The following is a 22,303-nucleotide window of genomic DNA, read 5'->3' on the forward strand; positions in this document are numbered from 1 at the left end:
AAGATGAATATTCTTATTGTGGATGATCAACGATTTATCCGTGAAAGTATTAAAGCAGAATTTGAAGTCCTGATGCAGGATCATAGTTTAACATTTACCGAAGCTGACTGTGGCAACAGTGCCATAGAGCTGCTAATGCTAAGTGAACAAGCGGTATTTTGTCCCTATGATCTGGTTATTGCCGATCTGAAAATGGATAACGGTGATGGCCTTGCGATTATTAACCATATGGCGACCTGTAGAACCTGCTGCGGGATCCCATTAGCGGTTGTAAGTAGTTCTGATGTGAGGACCTTAGAGCTTATCAGTAATATTACCAAAAGCTTTAATTTAAACTTAGTTGGTGTGTTTCAAAAACCAGTTGATATCAGCCAACTGTTTACCCTGTTAACGGCCCTTAAATATAAGGCGCCTAAGTCATCTTACCTAAATGACACAGATACCATCCGTCATGGGCATATTAGTGAGCTGCTTAATCAAGACAACTTGATATTGTGCTATCAACCTAAAATCGATATTGCAAGTCAGGCTATTGTTGGGTTTGAAGCCTTATCCAGGTTATGCATTCAAGGTGACGGCTTTATCTACCCAGATAGATTTATCCCCTTAATTAGTGAAGCTGGGCTTAATTGCCACTTTTCTCAACTCGTGATTGATCAAGCACTGAGCCAATGGGAGCTTTGTCCTCAACTCCAACCATTTTCATTGTCAGTGAATATCAGTGCACAAGATCTATTAAATGAAGCGTTTATCGAATATGTGATTGATAAAAAGCATAGCCTTCCAAATATTACGCTAGTGCTTGAGCTCACCGAAACACAAGAAACAATCGATCAAGATTTGGCACTTCGCTCAATAGCAAAATTAATCATCAATGACATCATTATCTCTCTCGATGACTTTGGTAAAAGCTACTCCACTTTCGACAGGCTGGATAATATCCCCTTTGATGAGATAAAAATTGATAAAGATTTCATTTCAGATCTCGATAGGAATGCAAAACACCTTGCCATCGTCGAATCTACAATTGCACTGGCTAAAAAGCTCAAGGTTACAGTGGTTGCGGAAGGAGTCGAAACCTTAAGTGTATTAAGGCTGCTTAAGCGTTTGGGTTGCGAGGTTGCACAGGGCTACTATTTTAGTCCACCCATAGAGGGCCGGTATGTCACGTCATGGGTTGAAAACTACGGTTGCACTAAGGAGAACTATGGATAGTCAGAGCGATAGAGTCAGAAAAAAGATAGCGGCATTTTTTGATCATCAGCACGCAGATAAGCGGTTTCAGCTATTTAGCATTCTCAGTGAAGAGCTCGACCTTTTATTTGAACAAGCTGAAATGTTAGATGCATCAGAGCGACATGGTTTGTCATCTCTTTCCCATCAGTTAAAGGGAATATGCAGCTATTTAAGTCTTCACAATGAACCTGTTTTTCAAAAAACGGCGAATAAACAAGAGCTGCTATTAAATATCTCTATGTTAAAAAATGAAGTAAAGGTTATTCAAGGTGAAATTTAATGCGTCTGCACTATTAAGTATTGTGATTGGGTTTATCTCAACACTTATGGTGATCCTTATCTTACTCAATCACTCCTATAATGAGTTTGAAGATGATTATCAGCGCAAGGCTGACCTAGTCTTTAGTTCAGCCTACGACATGATGTTGCAACATAAGATAATGTTGAACGCATTAAAGTCCTTCTTCGATGCTTCGGCAATTGTCACGCCCGAAGAATTTAACCTTTTTTCTGAAGAGTTATTAAAGATAAAATCGGCAGTGGCTTTTACCTTAAATGACAGAAACACCCTCAGATATGTGTCAGATCCCAGTTTTAAATCAGATATTATGAGCGGAGAGTTTGTAGAAAACGAGGGTGATGATTTCTACGAAATGCGTGGATACTCTACGATATTGTTTCATATTGATGAGCCCAATATGCCCTATCTGGTTTACGCAATCTCTCATGAGCGAGTACAGCAACGAATTGATAGCCATAGCGGCGTTTGCGTTCAGCTCACGCTAGATAATATTACCTTCGAAAATAGTAACTGCTTAAACCCAAGTATCAGCTGGCTTTCATCGCTGTTTAGCTATAGTGGCGCCGATATTATCGCAATTCCTGAGTATGCTCAGCAGTACAATCTTAATGTCAGGTATTGGGCACCTAAGAAAGAAACTTATGAAGTTTTTGTGTTGGTACTGTTAATTATGGCTATGGGTTTTACTATCTCAGTACTCCTATATTTAAAAGTGCGTAACCATCTTCACATGGCGCAACTTGCCATACAAACTAACTCTAAAATAGCGCTTTTATCAACCATTAACCATGAGATCCGAACCCCAATAAATGCTGTTTTGGGGTACAGTAATATGCTTAAAAATAGTGACTACTGTGATCTATCTGGACGTGCAACGTTAGATAAAATTATTTGGTCTGCCAATCTCCTTAATAGTGTTGCAGAAAATACCCTCAACTTTTCCAAATCAGTGGCTGGCCACCTTAAACTTGAAAACAAAGAGGTTGATCTATTCAATGAACTAAAAAACATTGATGAATATTATCAAGCCTTCAGTCAGATACATTCAAAGCGCTTGGTTATGCAACATCATGGCGCCTTACCCGACTCAATGTTGCTAGACAGCACTAAGTTTTTTCAGCTAACCACTAACTTTATCAATAACGCGTTTAAGTACAGCTCAGGCCCTGAAGTGATCTTTGATATCAGTTTAAAATCATCAAGGCTGCAACACTTTATACGTGTGGCGGTTAAAGATTCAGGAAAGGGGATGTCAGCAGGCTCAATGAAAGCCATCACCCAGCCCTTTAATACCGGTTCTGAGTTAGGGCACAACGATCAGTCGGGGATCGGGATAGGTCTATATACCTGTAAGCGAGTCATCGAAGATGTTGGCGGGAGTATTCGAATACGCAGCGCTGAGAATAGAGGAACCTTAGTTGTGTTCCGCTTCCCGTATCACCCCATCGAACGTGTCAATCACAGAGCTGATGGTTTCAATGCTTCATTAACTGGAAACGGTATTACCAATAATAAAGCGTCAGTGATGGGTGAGCAAAGGAGTAATAATGAACATGTTAGCCCTCTACCTCCTTCACTAGCACACAGCTCGCTACTATTGGTTGACGATAACCGGTTTAACCTAGAGGTCTGCAGTAATATTTTACAAAATGAAGGGTTTAATGTCAGTGTAAAAGCTGATGATGTATCAGCGTTAACTGAGTTCTCTCAATTACAGCCAAACATTGTTGTTATGGACTATCGCTTAGGTAATACAGATGGGTTAACGTTAATTTCTAAGATGAAAAAGAAGCAAATTCACCAAGTCCATTACTTTATCTTGTCAGCTAATGATAAAAGTGAGATCCCAAATGCAGAGGCCTACCCAGATATCGCATATTTACAGAAACCACTCAATATCGATGTTTTTTTGCAGCTGCTGGATCTAAAACAAAAACTAGCATGAGATAAACATAACAAGGTATTAGACCTAAGAGGGAGTCAATTTTTACTCCCTCGACTTAGCCATTAAATACGCCAGTTCAGCAACGTTATTCACTGCCATTTTTTGCATCACCTTTTGTCTATGCAGCTCAATTGTGCGCTGTCCAACATTCAAATCAGCGGCGATCACTTTATTGAGTTTACCCTCTAACACTTGTGTCATTACCTGAGTTTCACGGCTTGTCAGACTATTCACTTTATCTTCTAAGCTGTTTAGCTTGGACTGTGTATTAAAATTGTCTTCGGTTATTTGCTTGGCTTTTTCTAGTAAAATTTTAAGCTTGTCACCGTCAACAGGCTTCTCTAAAAAGTCCATCGCCCCTTGTTGTATCGTATTTACTGCCATAGCAATAGTGCCATGGCCAGTTAACATGATAATGCTCATAGGGCTTTTGTGTTTTTTGATATGGTTTAGTAAGGCGATGCCATCCATTCCAGGCATTTGAATATCTAAAATGGCTATCCCGGCTTGTTCAATATCAACGCTGCTTAGGAAACTGTCGGCGCTAAGAAAGCCTTTAGTTGAAAGGTTTAGCCCATCTAGCATCCAACCTAATGAGTCTAGTACGTCTTGATCGTCATCGACCAGATAGATATTACACATAAGTTCGCTCCTAAGTGCGTGCTTTCATAGGAAGATGGATCGATATGACTAACCCCTTGGTTAGGTTACCGAGTTGATCTATGGGTTTGTTAGAGGCATTGATCACTCCCCCATGTTCTTCAATAATTCGCTTACATACCACCATACCAAGGCCTAAACCATGCTCTTTTGTGGTTTCAAATGGAAAGAATAAACGTTCTAACGCTTGATCTGATAAGCCAATACCATTGTCTTGAATAGTGATCACTGCCTGCTTATCTAACTCTTTTACTGTGATTGACAGTTTTGCAGCAGATACGGTCTCCATTGCATCTAAAGCGTTTCTAATCAAATTGACTAATACTTGCTGTAATAAGCTGACATCAGCCTCTATCTCTATCTTAGCAAAATGGAGTGATGGACTAATAGATAAGCGATTGAAATCTGGCTGCATCAGTTTTAAAACATCTTCAATCAAGCTTGTTATATCACAGCGTTCAAATTGACTCGACTGATGACAAAACTGTCTGAAACGTTTGATGGTGCTTTGAGCTCGGTCAACCTGTTGGATTGTCTTCTCTAGTGCCGTTTTTAACTCAAGTTGTTCATCTGTAATACGATAAATACACCCTTGTGTTAGATATCGAATACCAGCGAGAGGTTGATTAAGCTCATGAGCGATACCAGATGCCATTTCACCAGTTAATAGCACACGTTGAGCCTTATAAAACTGTTTCTGCTGCTCAAACAGGGTCTTTTGCGTATTTTTATGTTGCTCCATCTCATCTGACAGTGCGCGGGTTCGCAACACTACAAGTCGTTTCACTCTTAAATGGTGTAAATATCCTAGAAGCAAAGCCAAAAATATAGCGAACGTCCAAGGCACAGCATCTTTAACTAACCTGTCCCAATTAGTCACAAATGGCCATTGATTAAGTTGCTTAAGCAGGTGGAACACATGGCTATCATTAACTGGGGCTGACCAATATTGATAACGCCCCTTCGCCGCTGCTTTATCAGAGGCTTTTATGGTTAACATTGCTGCGACAATTTGGGTCGCAAGTTTATGGTCTACATGGCCTAATTTAGACAGCGCATAAGAGGGATAAAGTCGGCTAGATGACTGACACTCAAAATCTTTATGGGGTGTGCTGAGTACCACTTTTAGCACACCAGGCGCGATTTCATTATCTTTGACTGCAGCTTCAAGTACACAAGTAGGCAAAATGGCCACATCCGCAGTACCATCAATTAATAGATTGAGTAGTTTGCTTTGAGGAAAGCCGACAAAAGTTAACTTGCCTAAGTCATTAAAAGGGTTGAGTTCATGGTTTGCCATCTCACCAGCCATGATCTGAAAACCGCCAAAAGCCTTCGGATCTGATGAGATAACAGTGAGATGTTTAAGATCTGAGAAGTTATCCACTTTTACATTGGCGCGAGTAATAAGGGCTGAGCCCACTGCGCGCTCAGGCCGTTCATGATGATCTGGAACCAATGTAAGTAGCTGACTCACGCCAAAATCTTTTTTAAATTCAACCGTTGTTAACGCATTCCCTATAATGAAATCCAGTTTCTTATTTGCGACATACTCGTTGAGCTGTGTCGGCGTAAGCGGAATTAAGTCAAAGGTGAGCCCCGTTTGTTCAGATACTCTGTCAAAAGTTGGCTGCCATCTATGACTCACTGCATCTGGAGAGGCAAAAGCAAGTGCACCGATACGAACAGGTTCTGCAGAATACGAGGAACTTGAAAAGCAAAAGCAAAAGCAAAAGCTAACAGCCAATAGCACGCAAAAAATAGGTGAGATTATATTCATAATGTTATGTGATCAGCAGTGCTTTACGGGTAGGGCAATTATACTGTTCATTCTAGACGAATAGAGGCGTGAAGCTAGTAGTTTATGACTAGCTTCACAGTGTTAAAGACATTACGGAAAACCGAAGTATAATAATCTTATCACTCGTTTATAATGCTCAGATTTATCAAGCTAGGTATCAATTTAATTACTAAGCATTAGATATTAAGCGTTGGTTATTAATCATTAGTTATTAAGTTAGTCATTAATAACTTTTCCAAATAATATGTTTATGTAAGCACCATCGATTTCCTATATTTAATTGTTCGTGTAAACTTAATTAATCTAGTCATTAAAGTTATGACTAAACCGTTTGTTACCGTCCTCATCCAAATACCATACAGATTTTATATATTGGTTTTCATCTGCGAAAGTAATAGCTTGCTCTATAGGCATTAAAAATAATGCTGTAGATATCACATCGGCGCATATCTGCTTTGATTTAAGTATTGTAGAAACTGAGATGCCATCTTCTTTAGGGTATAGTGTTTTCGGATTGATAATGTGATGGTAATCTTTTCCATCAACCGTAAAGTAGTTTAAATAGTTACCACTTGAAACGATGGTCAGATCTTCACCTTTGATAATTTCATGATATAAACCTGACGGTGTTTGACATCGTTCTAGTTGATAATCGGATTTTTTACATAGTGGGTCTTCAATAGCTGTAGCAAATTCTCGCCCCTCAGGGTGCCTGCCAAAGTGCCGAATATTGCCACCAGCATTGATCATAAATGAGGTCATTCCATCAGACTTGAGTTGCTCATACACTTTTTCAGCCATCCAGCCTTTTGCTATCCCCCCTAAGTCAATACTCATGCCAGCTTTCATTGAAATCGTATTGTTTTCAGTATCTAAATTAATGTCAGAGATTTTGGTATATTGAGCAGCCTTAGTTAACTCAAGATCACTTGGCAGCTTACATATTCCCTTTTTATTACAGTTGTTTCTGTATGTTCGCCACACATCAATTACAGGTGAGAGCGCGATATTAAAGTAGCCATCACTTAGCCCATACCACTCGATACTAGCAGCCAATATTTCAGTTAATTCAGAAGAAATTGTATGGCGTGTTGCCGGGTCATTGTTGATGGATTTTACATTCACAATATTTGGATATGTACTGTAGTTTGATGCATGGTAATGATATTTTTGAATGACATTCAATGCGTTGCAGAGCGCCACTTTCCCTTCACTCGTCTGTGCATCATAGAGGTCTATCGTAATCGATGTACCAAAATACTTAAGCGTATTTAGGCTAATCACACCCTGATTTTCACTTATCAGTGCATTACCATCGCACCGATAGGGCTCAAATATTTCTGTTTTTGCTTCATAGTGAGGCTCAGAGCTTATGTGCTTAGCTGCGGCTGAACTTGATAATAGCATTGCCGATACTGCACAAAGGACAAAACTAGACGTTTTATAAAGGTATCTCATTTTATATCCATTACTTTAATAGTTATATATAAATAGGTGCGATTTACTATATTTATATGTTTGGCTTTATATGTTTACCTTTGTATTGCCATGGCGTTTAACTTAATCGTGAACCTATAACTTGGTATCTATTAAATCAGTTAATACCAACGTTCGGTTAGTTCGTTATTTTAATAGATAACATGGTGAGCATTTATTTAGTAATAAATGGTCAGATATTGTTAACTAGATCAAACATTCTAAAACAAAGCACAAAACCTTCGGTTTTCCGTCATTGTCGCAATTTCCAGCTTGGTTATTCTTAGCCACAAGTTAAGAACATAATTAAGGCGGGTTGGATGAGATCACTTATTACATTAAGAAAAAGTTTAATTTGTACTGGAGTCGCTTTAGCGATTGTAGGCTGTGCAACAACGACAGCGCCGGCAGGCAAATACCTTGATGGGACACATGAAGTGAGTGCCAAAGGTAAAAAAAGCGTTATTACGCTGAATGTTCAAGTAGCAGATGGCAAAATTACAGATATCACCACTAAATCCCATAATGAAACGGAATCACTATTTTTAAATGCAGAGCGTTTGCTAGCAAAAATTGTGACAAACAATGGCCACGAAGGCATAGATGCCGTTTCCGGCGCAACGTTTTCATCAAATGGCATTTTAAAAGCGATCAACTCGCTACCAAGAACAGATGGTACACAGCCTGAATATGTAGCTGTTGGCTCTAAGGATGACTCAAGTAGCGACGACTTTAAACTGAAGTGGTCAATTCAACCGCAATTAGGCTTGATAATCGGTGACTACTACTATGAAGAAGCAAGGTTCAGACAAGGTCACATGGGCAGTATGGCTGTCGTGTTAGACAGTGCAAATCCAAGTGATGTGATATTAGCTGAATTTAATGAAAGTGGACGCCCTAACTATTACACCCGCATGTATCAAGATGTGCCAAAACGTATGTCTGAATACAACTTCTCTATGGGTAAGAAAAAGGGGACGGCTTGGGTACAATCTGCGCTAACCATGGAAAAATTGATAGTAGAGCAAGACAAGTTAACCTTTGAACTCAATCCTGATTATGATCCAGCGCTTCGAAACAAGCTAAAACAACCTAACCGTTTAAAGTATGCTGATATCGATGTCGTAGCGGGTGCTTCCAACAGTATTCAGCAGTCTATGATCCCATTGACCGCCAAAATACACAATCAAATTAACGGTGAAGGCACAAGCTTAAAGTTCTACCAAAATGCTGAAAAACTACTTGATGCAAAAGGCAATTGGACCGGTGTGACATCTGTTTTACGTTTAGTGGTTGATACTAATACCAAAGCAATTACAAAAGCCTATTACGATGAAATCTTTGCAGACGAAAAATCATCAATCAAAGATGCATCGCTGAAGAAATTCTATCGCCAATCTAAGTACGCTTCAATTAACTATGTAGAGCCTGCGCGTATCGGATTTAACGTCATGGTTGATGCGCTCAACGTTCACCTGCAAGAGGGTGGCTCACTATTTGATATCAATGACCTACCTGCCACTGGCGACACCGGAAGCTACGCTGCGACTGGATTTACTAAGCGCTCAAACTCTTGGGATATCTACCTAAATCAAGCCGAACTGCTTTACAAGCAGATGAAACAAGATGGCGTTATCTCAACGCATAGCAAACCTATCTAATTAAAACGCCGCGTAGTGCTAAGCCTCAATATGCTACGCGGTTATACAGCTTTGAATTATTATAAAATTTAAGAGAGATGATGATGAACAAATTCCAACTAAGCTTTTTAACTGCAGCTTTACTGGCCTCACCGCAACTATTGGCTGATGACTATCGCTTTTATGGCCGTATCGATTACTCCATAACTAGCTCAGATAGTGGCTCCGCGACTCACAATGGTAAAAGTGGCATGGTGCTAGAGAATAACTGGAGCAGACTGGGCATTAAAGGCGCATCAGAGCTCGCTACTGATCTTGATCTTTTTTATCAGATTGAGGTTGGCGTTAATGGTGGTTCACAAGACAAAGGCAGCAACCCTTTTTCAGCACGCCCTACATTTATCGGTCTTAAGCATGCAAGTGCTGGACAGCTAGCATTTGGCCGTATCGACCCAGTATTTAAAATGGCAAAAGGCGGCGCCGATGCCATGGACATGTATTCGTTAAAACATGACCGTTTGTTTGCAGGGGACAAGCGTTGGGGCGACTCTTTTGAGTATAAATCTGCCAAATGGAATAATTTGCAGTTTGGTGCAAGTTATTTGATGGAAGATAACTACTACCAAGATGGCGATCAACGTAAAGAAAATGGTAACTACCAATTGGCGATCACTTATGGTGACAAACACTTTAAATCTGGAAATGTGTACCTAGCAGGTGCTTACACGGATGGTGTTGAAGATATCAAAGGTTTCCGCGCAGTAGCACAAGTTAAGATAGATTACTTAATGCTTGGCACAATGTATCAGGCTTCAGAGATGGTCAATGAAGGAAAAACTGGTTGGGAGCAACGAGACGGTGCAGGTTTTATTGTTAGTGCTAAATATAAAATTGATAATCTCACACTTAAAGCCCAATACGGCCAAGATGACTCAGGTACTGGTCGCATTGCTGGCAAAATCTATGACTCAATTGGTGAAACCTTAACTGAGGCGCCAGAAGTAACCACTTGGGCAGTAGGCGCCGAGTATCGTTTGTCAAAATCTACACGCCTGCATACTGAAATTGGCCAATTTGATGTTAAGCAACATGATGATTTTGATGACACTATCATCAGCTTAGGTATGCGTTACGACTTCTAATTTTTCTATGTTAGAAGCCGATAGTTAAAATATCCCTGCTTGGATTAGTGCTCCCTGCAGAGCCGCACAAGGAAGTGCCCCCCTTATTTACTTTCCTCATTAATCCTGTGTCACCTTTCACTCACTACCGTCATCCTGAACTAGTTTCAGAATCCAGCATATACCATACAAGAATAGATTCCGGCTAAAAGCACACCGGAATGACATACTTAGGTCATCCTGAACTAGTTTCAGGATCCAGCTTATAACATACAAGAATAGATTCCGGCCAAAAGCACGCCGGAATGACGAACTTAGTTCATCATGAACTTGATCCGGGATCCCGCTTTGAGTTTAAATGTATCTTGTACTCATTAAGAAAAATCATCAAAGGCGATTTGAGTGTTATCCACGCCTTTAGCTCTCAAGAACTCTATTGATGAATTCATCATGGCAGTAGGGCCGCAGAGGTAAAACTCAAACTCTGAAATAGCGCCATGCTTTGATAACGTTTTAAAGTCATCGGCAATTTTATCTTGCACGTAACCAGTGCTTCCTGGCCAATGTTCATCTGTTCTCGACAGTACAGGGTTATAGGTGAAATTCTCATAACGAGCAGCTAAGGCTTCAAATTGTGTAGCGTAGATCAGATCAACTTGGGTTCTGGCGCCAAAATAGAAGTGAATAGGGCGCTTGCTATTGAGCTTTATCAACTGCTCCTCTATTAATGCTTTAAGCGGTGCCATGCCAGACCCTGCACCAATTAAGACCATAGGTGAGTTAGAGCCTTCTACGGCAAAAAACTCTTCAAACGGCCCGACAGCTTCTATGGTTTGGCCTTCGGCCAGATTACAGATGTAACTTGAGCCAATACCTGGGGTTACCTTGCTGTTAGGTGATGTTTGGATTTTAATAGTAAAAACAAGCTCATTGCTCTTCCCATCACCGTTAGCTAACGAATAGTTACGACTACAAGCTAAATGGTCATACTCTTGCTCAAGTACATCTTGCCAGTGATGCATTAACTCTGGTGGTAAGTTCACCGGAACAGACACCCCTTTTGCTGCAGGAATAAAGAAACGCATATATGCACCAGCTTTAAATTCAATGGCTTGCTCATTTAAGGCTATAAACTTAAGCTCTTTAATATAGGGACTAATAAACTCACTACTCATCAGTTTTAATTGATGGTTGGAAGCCTGAGTTACATCAAGCAAGGTCAAAGCTTGTAACTCATCGCTACTATGCTGGCAAGCGAGTCGAAAACCCGAGGCTATTTCATCTGCAGTGAAATGTGCGATGTCGGCAGAGGTTGCTATAACATCTTCCGTTGTTTGTATTTTGCACCTGCCACACGTACCGCCACCAGCACAGGTTGAGGGCAGAGCAATGCCATGATTTAACAAGCTATCTAGTAAGTTTTCATGGCTAGACATGTCAAGCGTTTCTACTTGTTTGCCATTTTTATTGAATATCTCTACTGGCCTAGTTGTCGCTAGGTTTGTGAAAATTGCGCTGAGTTTATATTTGCCATTAAACGCTGATTCAATAACCCAGATAAAACCGGTTAAAGCAAAAAACAGGGTAAATATAGCGAATATAATGATTTGAATATTATTAAAGCTTCGCTCTTGTGCATAATCCATAAAGTGCAGCATAAACACGAGATCGATGATCCGCTTATCATCATTTGCATGGCCTATCAGCCTGCCTGAGCCTGCGTCGATATAGACACTCGTATTGATAGCATCGTCAAAGTTTACCCGCCAAAGTGGATTTTTTTCTTTGAGTCTATCCTCATGAGGAGGGAGCAGCTTAACCGTTGAGGTAATTTCCCCAGGCCCAGAATAGGAGCTCAGCGCGATGGCATTGGCTAACGCCTGCTTAATCACAACTTGCTTGCCCGTTTTTGCATCAACTAAGGTGTATTCATTTTTAAAATGTTTATACAGGCCTTTTGTATGGGTAAGTAGATAGTAAGGTTTCGCTAATAAATTAACCTGCTCTAGACTCACTGCGAGTGGAAAGCTGTTTAACACTTTTTGAGGCTCAATAAGCTGACTCAGAGAAACATCGACCTTGTCTTGCTTTATAAGGTACTTGGTACCTTTTGCCTTCTCATGATCCATAACATTAAAAAACAAGCCGGTTCCAATCCAGATAAGTAGTTGTAAGCCAACCAACAAAGACAGCCATTTATGACAAACTTTTATGAGAGACATTAGCGCATCTCCTTTGGTTGCTTACCTTGGGTATCGAGTGAATCGGATTTAAAAATCCTGTAGTAAGTCAGTATTAAACCGAGTACTGATGCGGCTAACGAGAATGTGACAAAGAAAAAGAGTAACCAGTTACTGATATCTTGCTCTTTATAGTCCATCACATGTAGCGAGAACATAAGATCAAAGGTGCGCCAGAACTCATGACGCTTAGTGACTAACTCACCAGTACGTGCGGAGATATACAGTGAGGGGCTACCAAAATCATCAAAATTTATCCGCCATGCGGGCAAGTAACCTTTACTTAATTCTGAGGGAAGCTTGCTTGAACTGGATGTGAATAACTCTGCGGAACTGATTTTTCCACTACCTGTATATTCTGAACTTGCCATCAAGATTGCAGCGGCTTTATCAATAGGGGATAACAACTCTCCTGAGCCTGCATCTAGCATAAAACGCTTATCTTCATGTTTAAACCGATATACAGGGCGATCAACAAACACACCAAGCGATAGCTGTTTGGCTTGAGGGTATGCTTGTATGAGTTCGTTAAGAGAGTAGTTAACGTGACTTGGGGAGATCTTAGTCTGATTATTTTCAACCAAACTATTACCGTGTATATAGTTGATATCGAATATCACCATATAGGCACCCGATACTGACCAGATCACAAACTGGACGCCAAGAAAAAGCATCAACCATTTATGGGTTTTACGACTTATTTTTAATAAGTTCATTGTTATTATCTCTCGTGATCGTTGCAGCTAAAGTGGCGTAATGGGAATAACCAGCTATTGCTATGCTAGAACCATCGGCATAGGGGGAGTCATCGCAATAGCCACTTAAAACATTGATGCAATAATGTAACAGATCTCCTTACTTCACTCACAACCTTCTTTTTAAATTACTAATATTTGTACTAATGATCTTACAGTCTTTATTAAGCTATTCATAAAAAGCTACTTAGCTGAATCAAGTTGCGACCTAACATCTATTCGCGGTAATCTAAAATGACTATCAAGGAGTGATATAAGATGATTAAACCTGCCGCTAGCGTGTTTTTTATTTCAACAGCGCTTCTAATGCCACAAAATGCAAATGGTCTTGAAAAGAGTGAACAGCTAAGTGAAATCGAGCAAACGAGCAAGCCGCTAACACAACAAGAGAAGTTAGCCGAACAGCACTCTGCTATTTTGAAAACTCTCAAAGGCTGTGGTCCAGAAAACGCAAATCAAATTGAAAATAGCCCAACCTCAAAAGGCGCTTCTGAGATCTACACTTGGGTTGATGACAAAGGGCAGATGCACTTTAGTGATAACCCAAGGCAGAGTCAGCAGTACCAAGCAGAGTTAACTGATTATCACGATACCCAATATGGCTTTGAGTTAAACCTTAAATCGACTGGGGGAAGCTTTCCTGTCTCTTATAGAGATAATGTTACCGCAGCGATTAAGAAAGTAAGCGAAATCTATAAGTTTTACCTACCAAGCTCAGGTGTACCTGAAGCAACGGTCAATCTAACATTGGCTAAAGATCGGGCGAGCTATCATAAGCTGGTACAACAATATGCGCCAGGTATGGGTCAGAGCCAAGGCTTTTATATCTCAGAGTTTAATCTCGCTGCTGTGTGGTATCGAAATGATGCTCAGGCCCATCAAACCTCTATTCATGAATCGGTGCACGTGCTTAATGCGAGATTATTTGGTCTCACTCCACGCTGGTTTAATGAGGGCATGGCTGAATATTTTTCAGCGATAAAAATGCAAGGGCATGCTGCCAAACTTGCTTCGCCAAATTGGCAACAGATTTTATCGGGCACTCAGCTTAATCTTACCGCTTTAATTAGTGCGAAAGTACAACATTGGAACAGCGGTAGTATACAAAGCTTACTCTATGCGCAGTCTTACTCATTAGTGCAATATTTAATGAGTACCAGTAAAGGCAAGCAAACAATGAAGCTGTTACTGGCCCATCTTGTTGATACTCGCTGTGAGCCAAACGCACAGGTCAATTCGATTTTAGGTCAATATCCTGGTGGGATTAGAAAGCTAGAATCAGATTGGATTGACTGGGTAAACAATAAGCGCTATCGCAGCCAATCTTTTTAATTCATTGCATGAAATATTCACTACAGCTCTGTCATTTTGCATTGGTATATCATTATGGGTTGGTTTGTCATTTAGCATTGATCCGTCATTCTGAACTAGCCTGTCATTGTGAATTAGTCTGTCATTCTGAATTTATTTCAGAATCCAATTCCACGCAGGCTAATAAGAATTCCGGCTAAAGTAACGCCGCAATGGCTTGGCGCAACTCTTCTTATCTTGTTCAGGTAAAGTAATCAATCTAGCAAATAAGCTGTCTAGCGCAGCGTCACCTTAGCTCCATCAGACCAAAGGCCATCATCTTTGCTCTAACAGGCAAAGCCGTCTTCTTAGCTTTAAACTGCAAACTTCTTCTTAATTGTTCTCCAACAATCGGTATAGTTTGGCTGTCTCTCTTTACCCTCTAGTGCATATTTAGTTGGCGAGAATATATAGCGAGACTCAAACATAAAGGCGAGGGTGTTTTCATAACGTTGCGGTGCAAGCTCTGCATTGGATGCTTTTTCAAATACATCCGCTTCAGGACCGTGCGGAGACATACAGTTGTGCAGACTTGAACCGCCAGGTACAAAGCCTTTCTCCTTAGCATCATATACACCTTCAATCAGCCCCATAAATTCACTCATCATATTGCGATGGTAATAAGGCGGTCTAAAGGTGTTCTCTGCCACCATCCAACGTGGCGGGAAGATTGCAAAATCAAGGTTGGCCACACCTGGGGTACCAGAAGGTGAGGTGAGTACAGTAAAAATCGATGGGTCGGGATGATCGAAACTCACCGTATTCATTACATTAAAACGGGCTAAGTCATACTTGTACGGGGCGCTGTTTCCTGTCCAAGCAACAACATCTAATGGAGAGTGGCCAATATCACAGCGGAACATATTGCCATTAAACTTAGCGATTAACTCAAAATCTCCTTCTTTATCTTCAAAGTGAGCAACCGGGTATTTAAAGTCTCTGTCATTAGCAAAACCATTAGCACCAACAGGTCCACGCTCGGCCAATACATACGGATGGCCATAGTTTTCACAGATATAACCACGCGCTTCATCTGTAAGTAGTTCAACCGAAAATTTGATCCCACGAGGAATCACAGCGATTTCGCCAGCTTTTATTGCTAACTTGCCACACTCGGTGTTTAACACTATCTCGCCAAGTTCAGGCACAAACAGCATCTCACCGTCGGCATTATAGAAATAACGATCATGCATCGAGCTGTTGATCGAGTAGATATGAACGCCTACACCGGCTTGGCCATTAGCACTACCATTGGCGGCCATTGTCACTAATCCATCAACAAAATCAGTTCTATCCGTTGGTATGTCAACTGGATCCCAACGGAACATGGTTGGCGGAGTCACAGCTTCAGTAATTGGGGCTGTGCGGATTAGGCCATTATCAATTGCTTCATAATCACCTTGAACGACAGATGGGCGAATACGGTAGAACCAGTTACGACGATTATCACTACGTGGTGCGGTAAAAGCGGTGACGTTAAACTGCTCTGCATACAGATCATACTTAACTTTTTGCGGGCTAAATTGACCTACTGGTAGGGCACCTGGTAGTGCTTCAGTTTCAAATTCGTTACCAAAACCATGCATATATTCAAGTTCAGTTGTCATCTTATCGTCCTTTACCTTGCATTATTCTTATCTTCTATCAATAAAACTACTCTCAAGTGAGACTAGTTTCAAGTTTGAATAGATTCTTACTAAAAATGCTTATGGTTAAAAGTGTCAACTTAGCAGACATATTGTAAAGCAATAATTACAAGCTTTAATCTGTCCATTCTAAGGCATATTCACCTAGTTAAAACCAGTATGCTTTTACGTGCGAAAAAAGTGTTAGTAGATTACCAAGCCAAATCTAATTAAATGATAAACAGTTATTGCAATAATCTATTCTCATGTGAGAATAGATTGTGTCGATTTGAGATTGTAAATAATCCTGTAAATATGACTATGAGTAAATGACAATGAATCAACATATCGCCGCTGAACAAGATGACTCAAGCCTTTCTTTAAACCAGTTTCTTCCCTATAGATTAGTGAACTTGGCGCAAAACGTGAGTGACAAGTTTGCAGAGGTGTATCAGGTTGAATTTAACCTTACTGTTCCTGAATGGCGCATACTCGTTCACTTGGCTCAACAACCGAATAGCGGCAATGCTAAACTAAGCCATGTAGACCAAGGAATCAGTGCAAAAGCGTTAACTGTGCTGGCATCAATGGATAAATCTACCGTTTCACGGGCAGTTAAACTGATGCTAGATAAAGGCTATTTGGTAAAACAGATAGACTCAAAAGATAAACGCGCTTCGCTTTTAGAGTTAACGCCTAAAGGCAAACAGCTTTATCTATCAATCGCCCCAAAGGCACTCGAGTGGGAAGCAGGGCTGTTAGATGCGATTACTGCATCTGAGTACCGAGACTTAATGCGGATAATTGAGAAGCTAGATAGTAGATTAACTTAAACACTCTACACCGATAATCTAGCGTAATAGTTTTAGGGATAAAATGATTTCTTTCCGTTAAACCCTTCTATAACTTTTAGTGAACTTGAAATGGAGCCCCACCAATCTATTAAAAGCTAATATGTTATAGGTCAAAAAAATGTGACATTACTTTCTTTTATCTATTTCAGTATGTTAACGTCCTTTATGTTCACATTAATCAAGAATCGGTTTAGCGAACTAAGGTAGAGGGTCGTGACTAAAGCTATAAAAAGTGAATCATCACATGAAATAAATATTCGATTCTACAATGAGCATGCCGTTAAACTAGCTGAACAATATGACTCAACTCAGTTTGAAGCGGTTCATCAAGCTTGGTTACCAATACTAAAAAAGAGTATCCGAGGTTCAAAGCTAGTATGTCGCATCCTAGACATTGGAGCTGGTTCTGGCCGTGACGCAAAATTTTTAGCACAGTTATCAACAGATGAAAACCTAATACAAGTTTTTGCTGTTGAGCCTGCATACTCGCTAGCGAAGCAAGGTAAAAATAATACATCGAAAATTACCACTAAAAATACTCTACCTGTTACTTGGCTCAATGATTCACTCCCCTATTTATTAGTAACAAAAGCAGTTAATTTAAAGTTTGACCTTATTTTACTTAGCGCCGTTTGGATGCATATCCCACTAGGTAAACGTAGCGATTCAATTAATTCATTAAAGGGGTTATTAACACCTAATGGAAAGCTAATCATTACACTCAGGCATCAAAGGGGGAGTGGAAGTAGTGGAGATGAGAGAATTATGTACAAGGTTAGTATTGAAGAGCTTCAAGCACTATGTTCAAACAATGAACTCACTGTGATTGAACACACTCAGCTTGAACAAGACAAATTAGGCCGTGATCAAGTTCAATGGCAAACCGTTGTGATATCACATGTCAATAATTGTGGTTCAGAAGAGCAGAAACTATTCTATGAACAGTGATAACTTTGAAGTTGTCGATGCACAAAAACAAGTTAATTTTATCGCTTATTTACAGCGTCTCTTAGTTGAAGGCGAATTCAATGCTACCTATAAGTTTGCATTGCTTCATGCTTTAGCTGATATCTGTATTGAACGGCCAATAAATAATAAATTTCGGAGTTCGTCTCATTCCAGCGGTATGCAAAACATACAGCAAAACGTGATAATTATTGATGAGTTGGTCGAGAAATTTATCGAACTATACTGGCAACATTCTTTGCCCTACATGTCAGGTGAAAAGTGTCAGGTCCCCACAATCTTGCTTCAAAATTCAGGTAGCCAATCGGCATTAATCAACAACCTCGCTTATTACCGTGAACAAGGCATCAGAACGCTTTCCCAGCTTAAGAAAAATGATAATTGGGGCAAGTTAATGAGTCAAACCCGTAGAACCTTAAAAGAGGGGCCATTATGGCGATTACAGTTATTAGCAGGAAAAGAAGAATGCTACTTTTACCCCCACACTGGTAATAATAAGCAGATTGTACTTAATCCTGATATCGCATATTGTTTTCGTCGTTTTCATGACCTAGTGGTATCACTAGCTCGAAGCCATTGGACACAGAAAGTATGTAGTTTATTGCCTAACCAGTCCTTGATTGGTGGGCAAGGTGATTTGTCCGATTTTCTGTTTGGCTGCAGCCGTAAATCATTATTCAAGGCAAGACCTGTGCTTTATGATATACAAAAAGGCCGATGTTTTTATTGTAATAAATCTATTAATGAAGATGAACTAGCAATAACTAAAAATGAAATTGCAGATACAAGCCGAGGATCGAGACAGAAAATGATGCCAGAGGTTGACCACTTTATACCAAGAGCTAGATACCCAAATGATCTTGCCCATAATTTTGTTTTAGCCCATGGTAAATGTAATAAGGCTAAGAGTGATCATCTTGCAGCAGAGGAGCATAAAGATCGTTGGTTTGAACAAAATATCATTCTAAATTCTTCAGAACTGACTGAACGTTTACAGCCGTATTTTAACTGCGATCAACATAGAACTGAAGCCATTGCCACATGGGCTTATAAGCAAGCAGCACACAATGGCTCAATGCTTTGGTTGAAAGGGAAAAGCTTCGAGGTATTTGATCAAAATAGTATTGCTGTTGCGCCAGAACAACCCGATTTTTGAACCACTTATTTATGACGAACTCACATTAAAGTATTATTTTAAGGAATATTTTCTTTAAAAAAGTATCCGCTGTTTAAATATTAAATTGATGATCTTACCTTTAAAATGATGGCTGCTTAGAAACATTATTGTAAATAGCAGGGTGAAGTATACCGAGATTAGTAGCAGAAAATGTTGAGATTGTTTAACAATGCAAATGAACTTTTGTGTTGCTGGTCGTTATCTATTACCCCACTTGTTTAGTACTTCAACTATGTCAGCTTTTTTGTAGGGTTTATTTACTATTTCATCCATACCTGAACTGATGCACCTTTCTCTTTCAAGGGTTGTAGTACTGGCCGTTAAGGCAATGATAGGTTTCTTATAACCTTGAGCACGCAGCTGAGTTGTTGTTTCAAAACCATCCATAATTGGCATACGACAGTCCATAAGAATCACATCAACAGATCTATTTTTTAAAAAGTGCAGTGCATCTTGTCCATTACTGACTATATGTGCCGTAACATTTAAGCGTTCCAGAATTGCCGCAATTAGCATTTGATTAGTTTGGCTATCTTCAGCAACAAGTACCGACAACGTTGAGATAGGAAAGGGGGTTGCTGGTTGTTTTGTTAACTCTGGTGCTTCTGTGGATATAGTTAAAGGTAACGATACTTTGAAACAGCTACCTTCACCCAATGAGGTGGTTAGTTCAATGTCGCCCTGCATGATTTCAATAAGCTGTTTACAAATCGCTAATCCTAATCCCGTTCCTTCAAATTGACGATTACTGGCTGTATCAACTTGCGTAAAGGGTGAGTAGAGACTTGCAATTTTATCATGTGGGATCCCTTGGCCTGTATCTGCAACAGCGAAGGACAATCTGTTATCTTGCCAGCAAACTGATACGGTTATCGTTCCTTGAGCGGTAAACTTTAGCGCATTACTAATTAAATTGACTAATATTTGCTTAATTCTATCGGGATCACCATTTAATTGTATAGGAAGTGAAGTCAAATACTTAAAAGTAAAATCAATATTGTTTTGAGCCGCTTTGAGGGAGAAAACGTTCTGAGTTGTTGTGAAAATCTCAAGTGGTGAAAAGGCGTGCGAATTTATCTGCAGCATTCCAGCACTCATCTTACTGTAGTCTAATAGATCATTGATAATAACCCGCAGCAGTTCGCCGGATTGTGTCATGGTTTTTTGGAGTTTCTTTTGGAATGGTGTTAACTGAGTCTCTTTTATTAGATCGACAGAACCGAGTATTCCATTAAGTGGCGTTCTCAGTTCATGGTTGATCATGGCCACAAAATTCTTCGTCGCTTGTTCAGAGTGTTCTGCTCGTTTTTTTTCTGATATCGTTTTGGTAAGTAAGGCTTGTCTCTCATGAGAGGCTGTGATCATCTCGGCAAATAAGATGAGCTGCTTGCCAATTGTTTTTTGCCAGCTTAATGGTGAGTCTAGATGAAAAGAGAAATACCCTAATTGTTTAAGCTCCCCCCTAATGAATACCAACACAATATTTCCATCTTCATACCAGGTTAATCTTGATTTTTGATCAAGCGGGTTATAGTTGGTTTTAACTCCATTCAATATTGTTACGTCACCAGCATAAAAAATTTTGTTTTTACTGCCTAATTCGTCTGTCAATATAGATAAATGAACACCTTTAATCTGTTCTATTGCTTGTAGATCATTAACTAACCCCTGTAAGAGGTGAGAGGATAATGGGTTTTGTAATAATAGCTGGTGGTAGTCCAGTAGTATTGACTCTACATAAGCTTTGAATTTTAGTAATGTAATATCTTTTTCTGATTGCTGTTTGACGATAACTAATGAGTCTTCAACTAATTGTTTTGCGAGATAAAGCTCCCGACTTTTTTTTTCCAATAACTGCTCAGCGGTAATTTTCGCCGCTTGTACTCGCTTGAGTTTACGTTGTAGAAGCTCTATCTCTTTGTCTTGGCTCATTGGGCCTTGTTTCGACATATTAAACCTATTTTATAAATGAGCTAAATGAAACCTGACATGAGTATTATCACTGTTAATGGCGTGCATCTTTATTTCAATCTCTTCTTTAAAGTGTGCTGCACATCCCTTTATGAGCCCGAAACAAACATGAGATAGACAGCGGACTGAAATGTAATCCATAACTAATTCAGTTTCAGAAGATGAGATGAAGTTAAACCTTGGCGGGTTAGCATTGGGGTATAACTTTTTCACTTCTATGTGTATATAGTTTTCTACACTCTTAATGAAATCAAATGTGGTGTTAGATTGGCCTTCTAGACTTGGCATACTTTGATAAAGCTGATTAAAAACTGCTGCTCCATATACTTCTTGTAGTTCTTCTACGGGGATGTTTGTTAATTTGCTTAACGTCATGATTAGCTTGATAAGTTCTTTATGATCATAGCTACCAACACTCGTATAATTACCTTCGTTGTCATTGAGGTCTAACATCTCTTGACACATTTCTAAGCCAAATGTGTCTTCAACCAGTACGATGAACTCAGAAAATAAAATACCTTTCATAACAAACTCCCTAGTTTCTATATTACAAAAGTAGACTAATTTATTACTGTTTACAATCTGTTATCGATACCAATAAGGAGTGGGTTCATTCATTTGAATGTTTTAAATCGTAGGGGCACTTGTGATGGGAAGGGCTAAAAGTCAGATAAGTATGGTGATCATGCTTTACTGTTACGGAACAGTGAAATTGGTTGGATTAACCGGTGCCTGTTATTTGTGAATCAACGAGCAAGAAGGGACAAGGGAAGTGGTTTTAAGCTTAACAACGTAAAGCTTTCTTTGCCCGGCGAAATAGAAAATACCAAGTTTTGATTAAAACTGTATTTTCTATGTAAGCCTCTTTTGTCATGCCGATGACAAATCTACTTCTTTTTTCGGCAACTCAAAGTCAATAATACTGCAAAGAAAATGATTGTGGTTATTACGATGACAGTATTCATTATTTATTCCTCTTTAGAAGGTGTTGGTACATGAAATATGCCCCTATTGAAATAATGATAAAAGGGACGACGGTGACGGCAACATTGAACATGAGTTTAGTCACTGGAATGATGATGATTGTTGCCACAATCAGCACGACCATAGTAACTAACGCGATAAAAACTAACTGGTTCATATCATTTCCTAAAGGCTGTATTGCAGACCTGCTTTACTCAATAT

The 22,303-nt window shown here is 39.7% G+C and carries 18 protein-coding genes; 9 read left to right on the forward strand and 9 right to left on the reverse strand.

What is annotated here, in order from left to right; translation table 11 throughout:
* The first annotated feature begins 3 nt into the window (after positions 1-3).
* Genes BM736_RS10040 through BM736_RS10050 form a run of 3 tightly spaced genes read left to right on the forward strand, consistent with a single transcriptional unit; the run spans position 4 to position 3,482 of the window.
* On the forward strand, positions 4-1,215 hold the full coding sequence (locus BM736_RS10040; protein WP_076411479.1) for an EAL domain-containing protein: 1,212 nt from the start codon (positions 4-6) through the stop codon (positions 1,213-1,215).
* The gene (locus BM736_RS10045; protein WP_076411480.1) at positions 1,208-1,516 is read left to right on the forward strand and encodes a hypothetical protein; all 309 of its coding nucleotides are present in this window, start codon (positions 1,208-1,210) and stop codon (positions 1,514-1,516) included. The genes BM736_RS10040 and BM736_RS10045 overlap by 8 nt, the downstream gene beginning before the upstream one ends.
* The gene (locus tag BM736_RS10050) at positions 1,506-3,482 is read left to right on the forward strand and encodes an ATP-binding protein (protein ID WP_076411482.1); all 1,977 of its coding nucleotides are present in this window, start codon (positions 1,506-1,508) and stop codon (positions 3,480-3,482) included. Before BM736_RS10045 ends, BM736_RS10050 begins: the two co-directional genes overlap by 11 nt.
* Before the next feature lie 42 nt (positions 3,483-3,524).
* Here BM736_RS10050 and BM736_RS10055 read toward each other — a convergent pair whose 3' ends face one another.
* From BM736_RS10055 to BM736_RS10065, 3 genes are all read right to left on the reverse strand, one after another.
* Entirely contained in the window at positions 3,525-4,124 is a 600-nt protein-coding gene (locus BM736_RS10055; RefSeq protein WP_076411484.1) for a response regulator transcription factor, read from the reverse strand.
* A 10-nt stretch (positions 4,125-4,134) separates the two neighbouring features.
* Positions 4,135-5,922, reverse strand: a complete 1,788-nt coding sequence (locus BM736_RS10060; protein ID WP_083700027.1) for a PhnD/SsuA/transferrin family substrate-binding protein — start codon at positions 5,920-5,922, stop codon at positions 4,135-4,137.
* Between the two features lie 324 nt (positions 5,923-6,246).
* Positions 6,247-7,401, reverse strand: a complete 1,155-nt coding sequence (locus tag BM736_RS10065; protein WP_256717777.1) for an FAD:protein FMN transferase — start codon at positions 7,399-7,401, stop codon at positions 6,247-6,249.
* Positions 7,402-7,739: 338 nt separating this feature from the next.
* Between BM736_RS10065 and BM736_RS10070 the strand changes: the two genes are divergently transcribed.
* Both BM736_RS10070 and BM736_RS10075 read left to right on the forward strand, forming a co-directional pair.
* Positions 7,740-9,080, forward strand: a complete 1,341-nt coding sequence (locus BM736_RS10070; protein ID WP_076411486.1) for an FMN-binding protein — start codon at positions 7,740-7,742, stop codon at positions 9,078-9,080.
* A gap of 83 nt (positions 9,081-9,163) precedes the next feature.
* Positions 9,164-10,201, forward strand: a complete 1,038-nt coding sequence (locus BM736_RS10075; protein ID WP_076411790.1) for a porin — start codon at positions 9,164-9,166, stop codon at positions 10,199-10,201.
* A 353-nt stretch (positions 10,202-10,554) separates the two neighbouring features.
* Here the strand turns inward: BM736_RS10075 and BM736_RS10080 are convergent, their stop codons facing one another.
* Both BM736_RS10080 and BM736_RS10085 read right to left on the reverse strand, forming a co-directional pair.
* Positions 10,555-12,402: an NADH:ubiquinone reductase (Na(+)-transporting) subunit F gene (locus BM736_RS10080; protein WP_076411488.1), complete on the reverse strand. Its 1,848-nt coding sequence runs from the start codon at positions 12,400-12,402 to the stop codon at positions 10,555-10,557.
* On the reverse strand, positions 12,402-13,136 hold the full coding sequence (locus tag BM736_RS10085; protein ID WP_083700029.1) for a hypothetical protein: 735 nt from the start codon (positions 13,134-13,136) through the stop codon (positions 12,402-12,404). The genes BM736_RS10080 and BM736_RS10085 overlap by 1 nt, the downstream gene beginning before the upstream one ends.
* Before the next feature lie 297 nt (positions 13,137-13,433).
* Between BM736_RS10085 and BM736_RS10090 the strand changes: the two genes are divergently transcribed.
* Positions 13,434-14,507 (forward strand): DUF4124 domain-containing protein, encoded by a 1,074-nt coding sequence (locus BM736_RS10090; RefSeq protein ID WP_076411490.1) that lies wholly within the window; start codon positions 13,434-13,436, stop codon positions 14,505-14,507.
* A gap of 332 nt (positions 14,508-14,839) precedes the next feature.
* Here BM736_RS10090 and hmgA read toward each other — a convergent pair whose 3' ends face one another.
* Complete coding sequence (hmgA, locus tag BM736_RS10095) at positions 14,840-16,132, reverse strand: homogentisate 1,2-dioxygenase (protein ID WP_076411492.1); 1,293 nt, start codon at positions 16,130-16,132, stop codon at positions 14,840-14,842.
* 353 nt (positions 16,133-16,485) lie between these two features.
* Here hmgA and BM736_RS10100 point away from each other — a divergent pair, with 353 nt between their 5' ends.
* The 3 genes from BM736_RS10100 to BM736_RS10110 all read left to right on the forward strand — a co-directional run bounded on the left by BM736_RS10100 (position 16,486) and on the right by BM736_RS10110 (position 19,126).
* Complete coding sequence (locus BM736_RS10100; RefSeq protein ID WP_083700032.1) at positions 16,486-16,983, forward strand: MarR family winged helix-turn-helix transcriptional regulator; 498 nt, start codon at positions 16,486-16,488, stop codon at positions 16,981-16,983.
* A 234-nt stretch (positions 16,984-17,217) separates the two neighbouring features.
* A complete protein-coding gene (locus tag BM736_RS10105) occupies positions 17,218-17,952 on the forward strand; it encodes a bifunctional 2-polyprenyl-6-hydroxyphenol methylase/3-demethylubiquinol 3-O-methyltransferase UbiG (RefSeq protein WP_218638755.1) in 735 nt (244 codons plus the stop codon).
* A complete protein-coding gene (locus tag BM736_RS10110) occupies positions 17,942-19,126 on the forward strand; it encodes an HNH endonuclease domain-containing protein (RefSeq protein ID WP_076411496.1) in 1,185 nt (394 codons plus the stop codon). Before BM736_RS10105 ends, BM736_RS10110 begins: the two co-directional genes overlap by 11 nt.
* Before the next feature lie 219 nt (positions 19,127-19,345).
* Here BM736_RS10110 and BM736_RS10115 read toward each other — a convergent pair whose 3' ends face one another.
* The 3 genes from BM736_RS10115 to BM736_RS25145 form a co-directional block, all read right to left on the reverse strand.
* Positions 19,346-21,079 (reverse strand): ATP-binding protein, encoded by a 1,734-nt coding sequence (locus BM736_RS10115; protein ID WP_076411797.1) that lies wholly within the window; start codon positions 21,077-21,079, stop codon positions 19,346-19,348.
* 30 nt (positions 21,080-21,109) lie between these two features.
* Entirely contained in the window at positions 21,110-21,643 is a 534-nt protein-coding gene (locus tag BM736_RS10120; protein ID WP_076411498.1) for a heme NO-binding domain-containing protein, read from the reverse strand.
* A 439-nt stretch (positions 21,644-22,082) separates the two neighbouring features.
* Positions 22,083-22,259, reverse strand: coding sequence for a hypothetical protein (locus BM736_RS25145; protein WP_179079037.1), 177 nt, complete (start codon positions 22,257-22,259; stop codon positions 22,083-22,085).
* Positions 22,260-22,303 lie beyond the last annotated feature (44 nt).

The sequence above is a fragment of the Shewanella sp. UCD-KL12 genome (genome assembly GCF_001957125.1).
Classification (GTDB): Bacteria; Pseudomonadota; Gammaproteobacteria; order Enterobacterales; family Shewanellaceae; genus Shewanella.

What these genes read in the sequence shown, in the direction of transcription:
- BM736_RS10040 (WP_076411479.1), top strand. Translation starts at nt 4, where the DNA reads ATGAATATTCTTATTGTGGATGATCAACGATTTATCCGTGAAAGTATT.
- BM736_RS10045 (WP_076411480.1), top strand. Translation starts at nt 1,208, where the DNA reads ATGGATAGTCAGAGCGATAGAGTCAGAAAAAAGATAGCGGCATTTTTT.
- BM736_RS10055 (WP_076411484.1), bottom strand. Translation starts at nt 4,124, where the DNA reads ATGTGTAATATCTATCTGGTCGATGACGATCAAGACGTACTAGACTCA.
- BM736_RS10060 (WP_083700027.1), bottom strand. Translation starts at nt 5,922, where the DNA reads ATGAATATAATCTCACCTATTTTTTGCGTGCTATTGGCTGTTAGCTTT.
- BM736_RS10065 (WP_256717777.1), bottom strand. Translation starts at nt 7,401, where the DNA reads ATGAGATACCTTTATAAAACGTCTAGTTTTGTCCTTTGTGCAGTATCG.
- BM736_RS10070 (WP_076411486.1), top strand. Translation starts at nt 7,740, where the DNA reads ATGAGATCACTTATTACATTAAGAAAAAGTTTAATTTGTACTGGAGTC.
- BM736_RS10075 (WP_076411790.1), top strand. Translation starts at nt 9,164, where the DNA reads ATGAACAAATTCCAACTAAGCTTTTTAACTGCAGCTTTACTGGCCTCA.
- BM736_RS10080 (WP_076411488.1), bottom strand. Translation starts at nt 12,402, where the DNA reads ATGTCTCTCATAAAAGTTTGTCATAAATGGCTGTCTTTGTTGGTTGGC.
- BM736_RS10085 (WP_083700029.1), bottom strand. Translation starts at nt 13,136, where the DNA reads ATGAACTTATTAAAAATAAGTCGTAAAACCCATAAATGGTTGATGCTT.
- BM736_RS10090 (WP_076411490.1), top strand. Translation starts at nt 13,434, where the DNA reads ATGATTAAACCTGCCGCTAGCGTGTTTTTTATTTCAACAGCGCTTCTA.
- hmgA (WP_076411492.1), bottom strand. Translation starts at nt 16,132, where the DNA reads ATGACAACTGAACTTGAATATATGCATGGTTTTGGTAACGAATTTGAA.
- BM736_RS10100 (WP_083700032.1), top strand. Translation starts at nt 16,486, where the DNA reads ATGAATCAACATATCGCCGCTGAACAAGATGACTCAAGCCTTTCTTTA.
- BM736_RS10110 (WP_076411496.1), top strand. Translation starts at nt 17,942, where the DNA reads ATGAACAGTGATAACTTTGAAGTTGTCGATGCACAAAAACAAGTTAAT.
- BM736_RS10115 (WP_076411797.1), bottom strand. Translation starts at nt 21,079, where the DNA reads ATGAGCCAAGACAAAGAGATAGAGCTTCTACAACGTAAACTCAAGCGA.
- BM736_RS10120 (WP_076411498.1), bottom strand. Translation starts at nt 21,643, where the DNA reads ATGAAAGGTATTTTATTTTCTGAGTTCATCGTACTGGTTGAAGACACA.
- BM736_RS25145 (WP_179079037.1), bottom strand. Translation starts at nt 22,259, where the DNA reads ATGAACCAGTTAGTTTTTATCGCGTTAGTTACTATGGTCGTGCTGATT.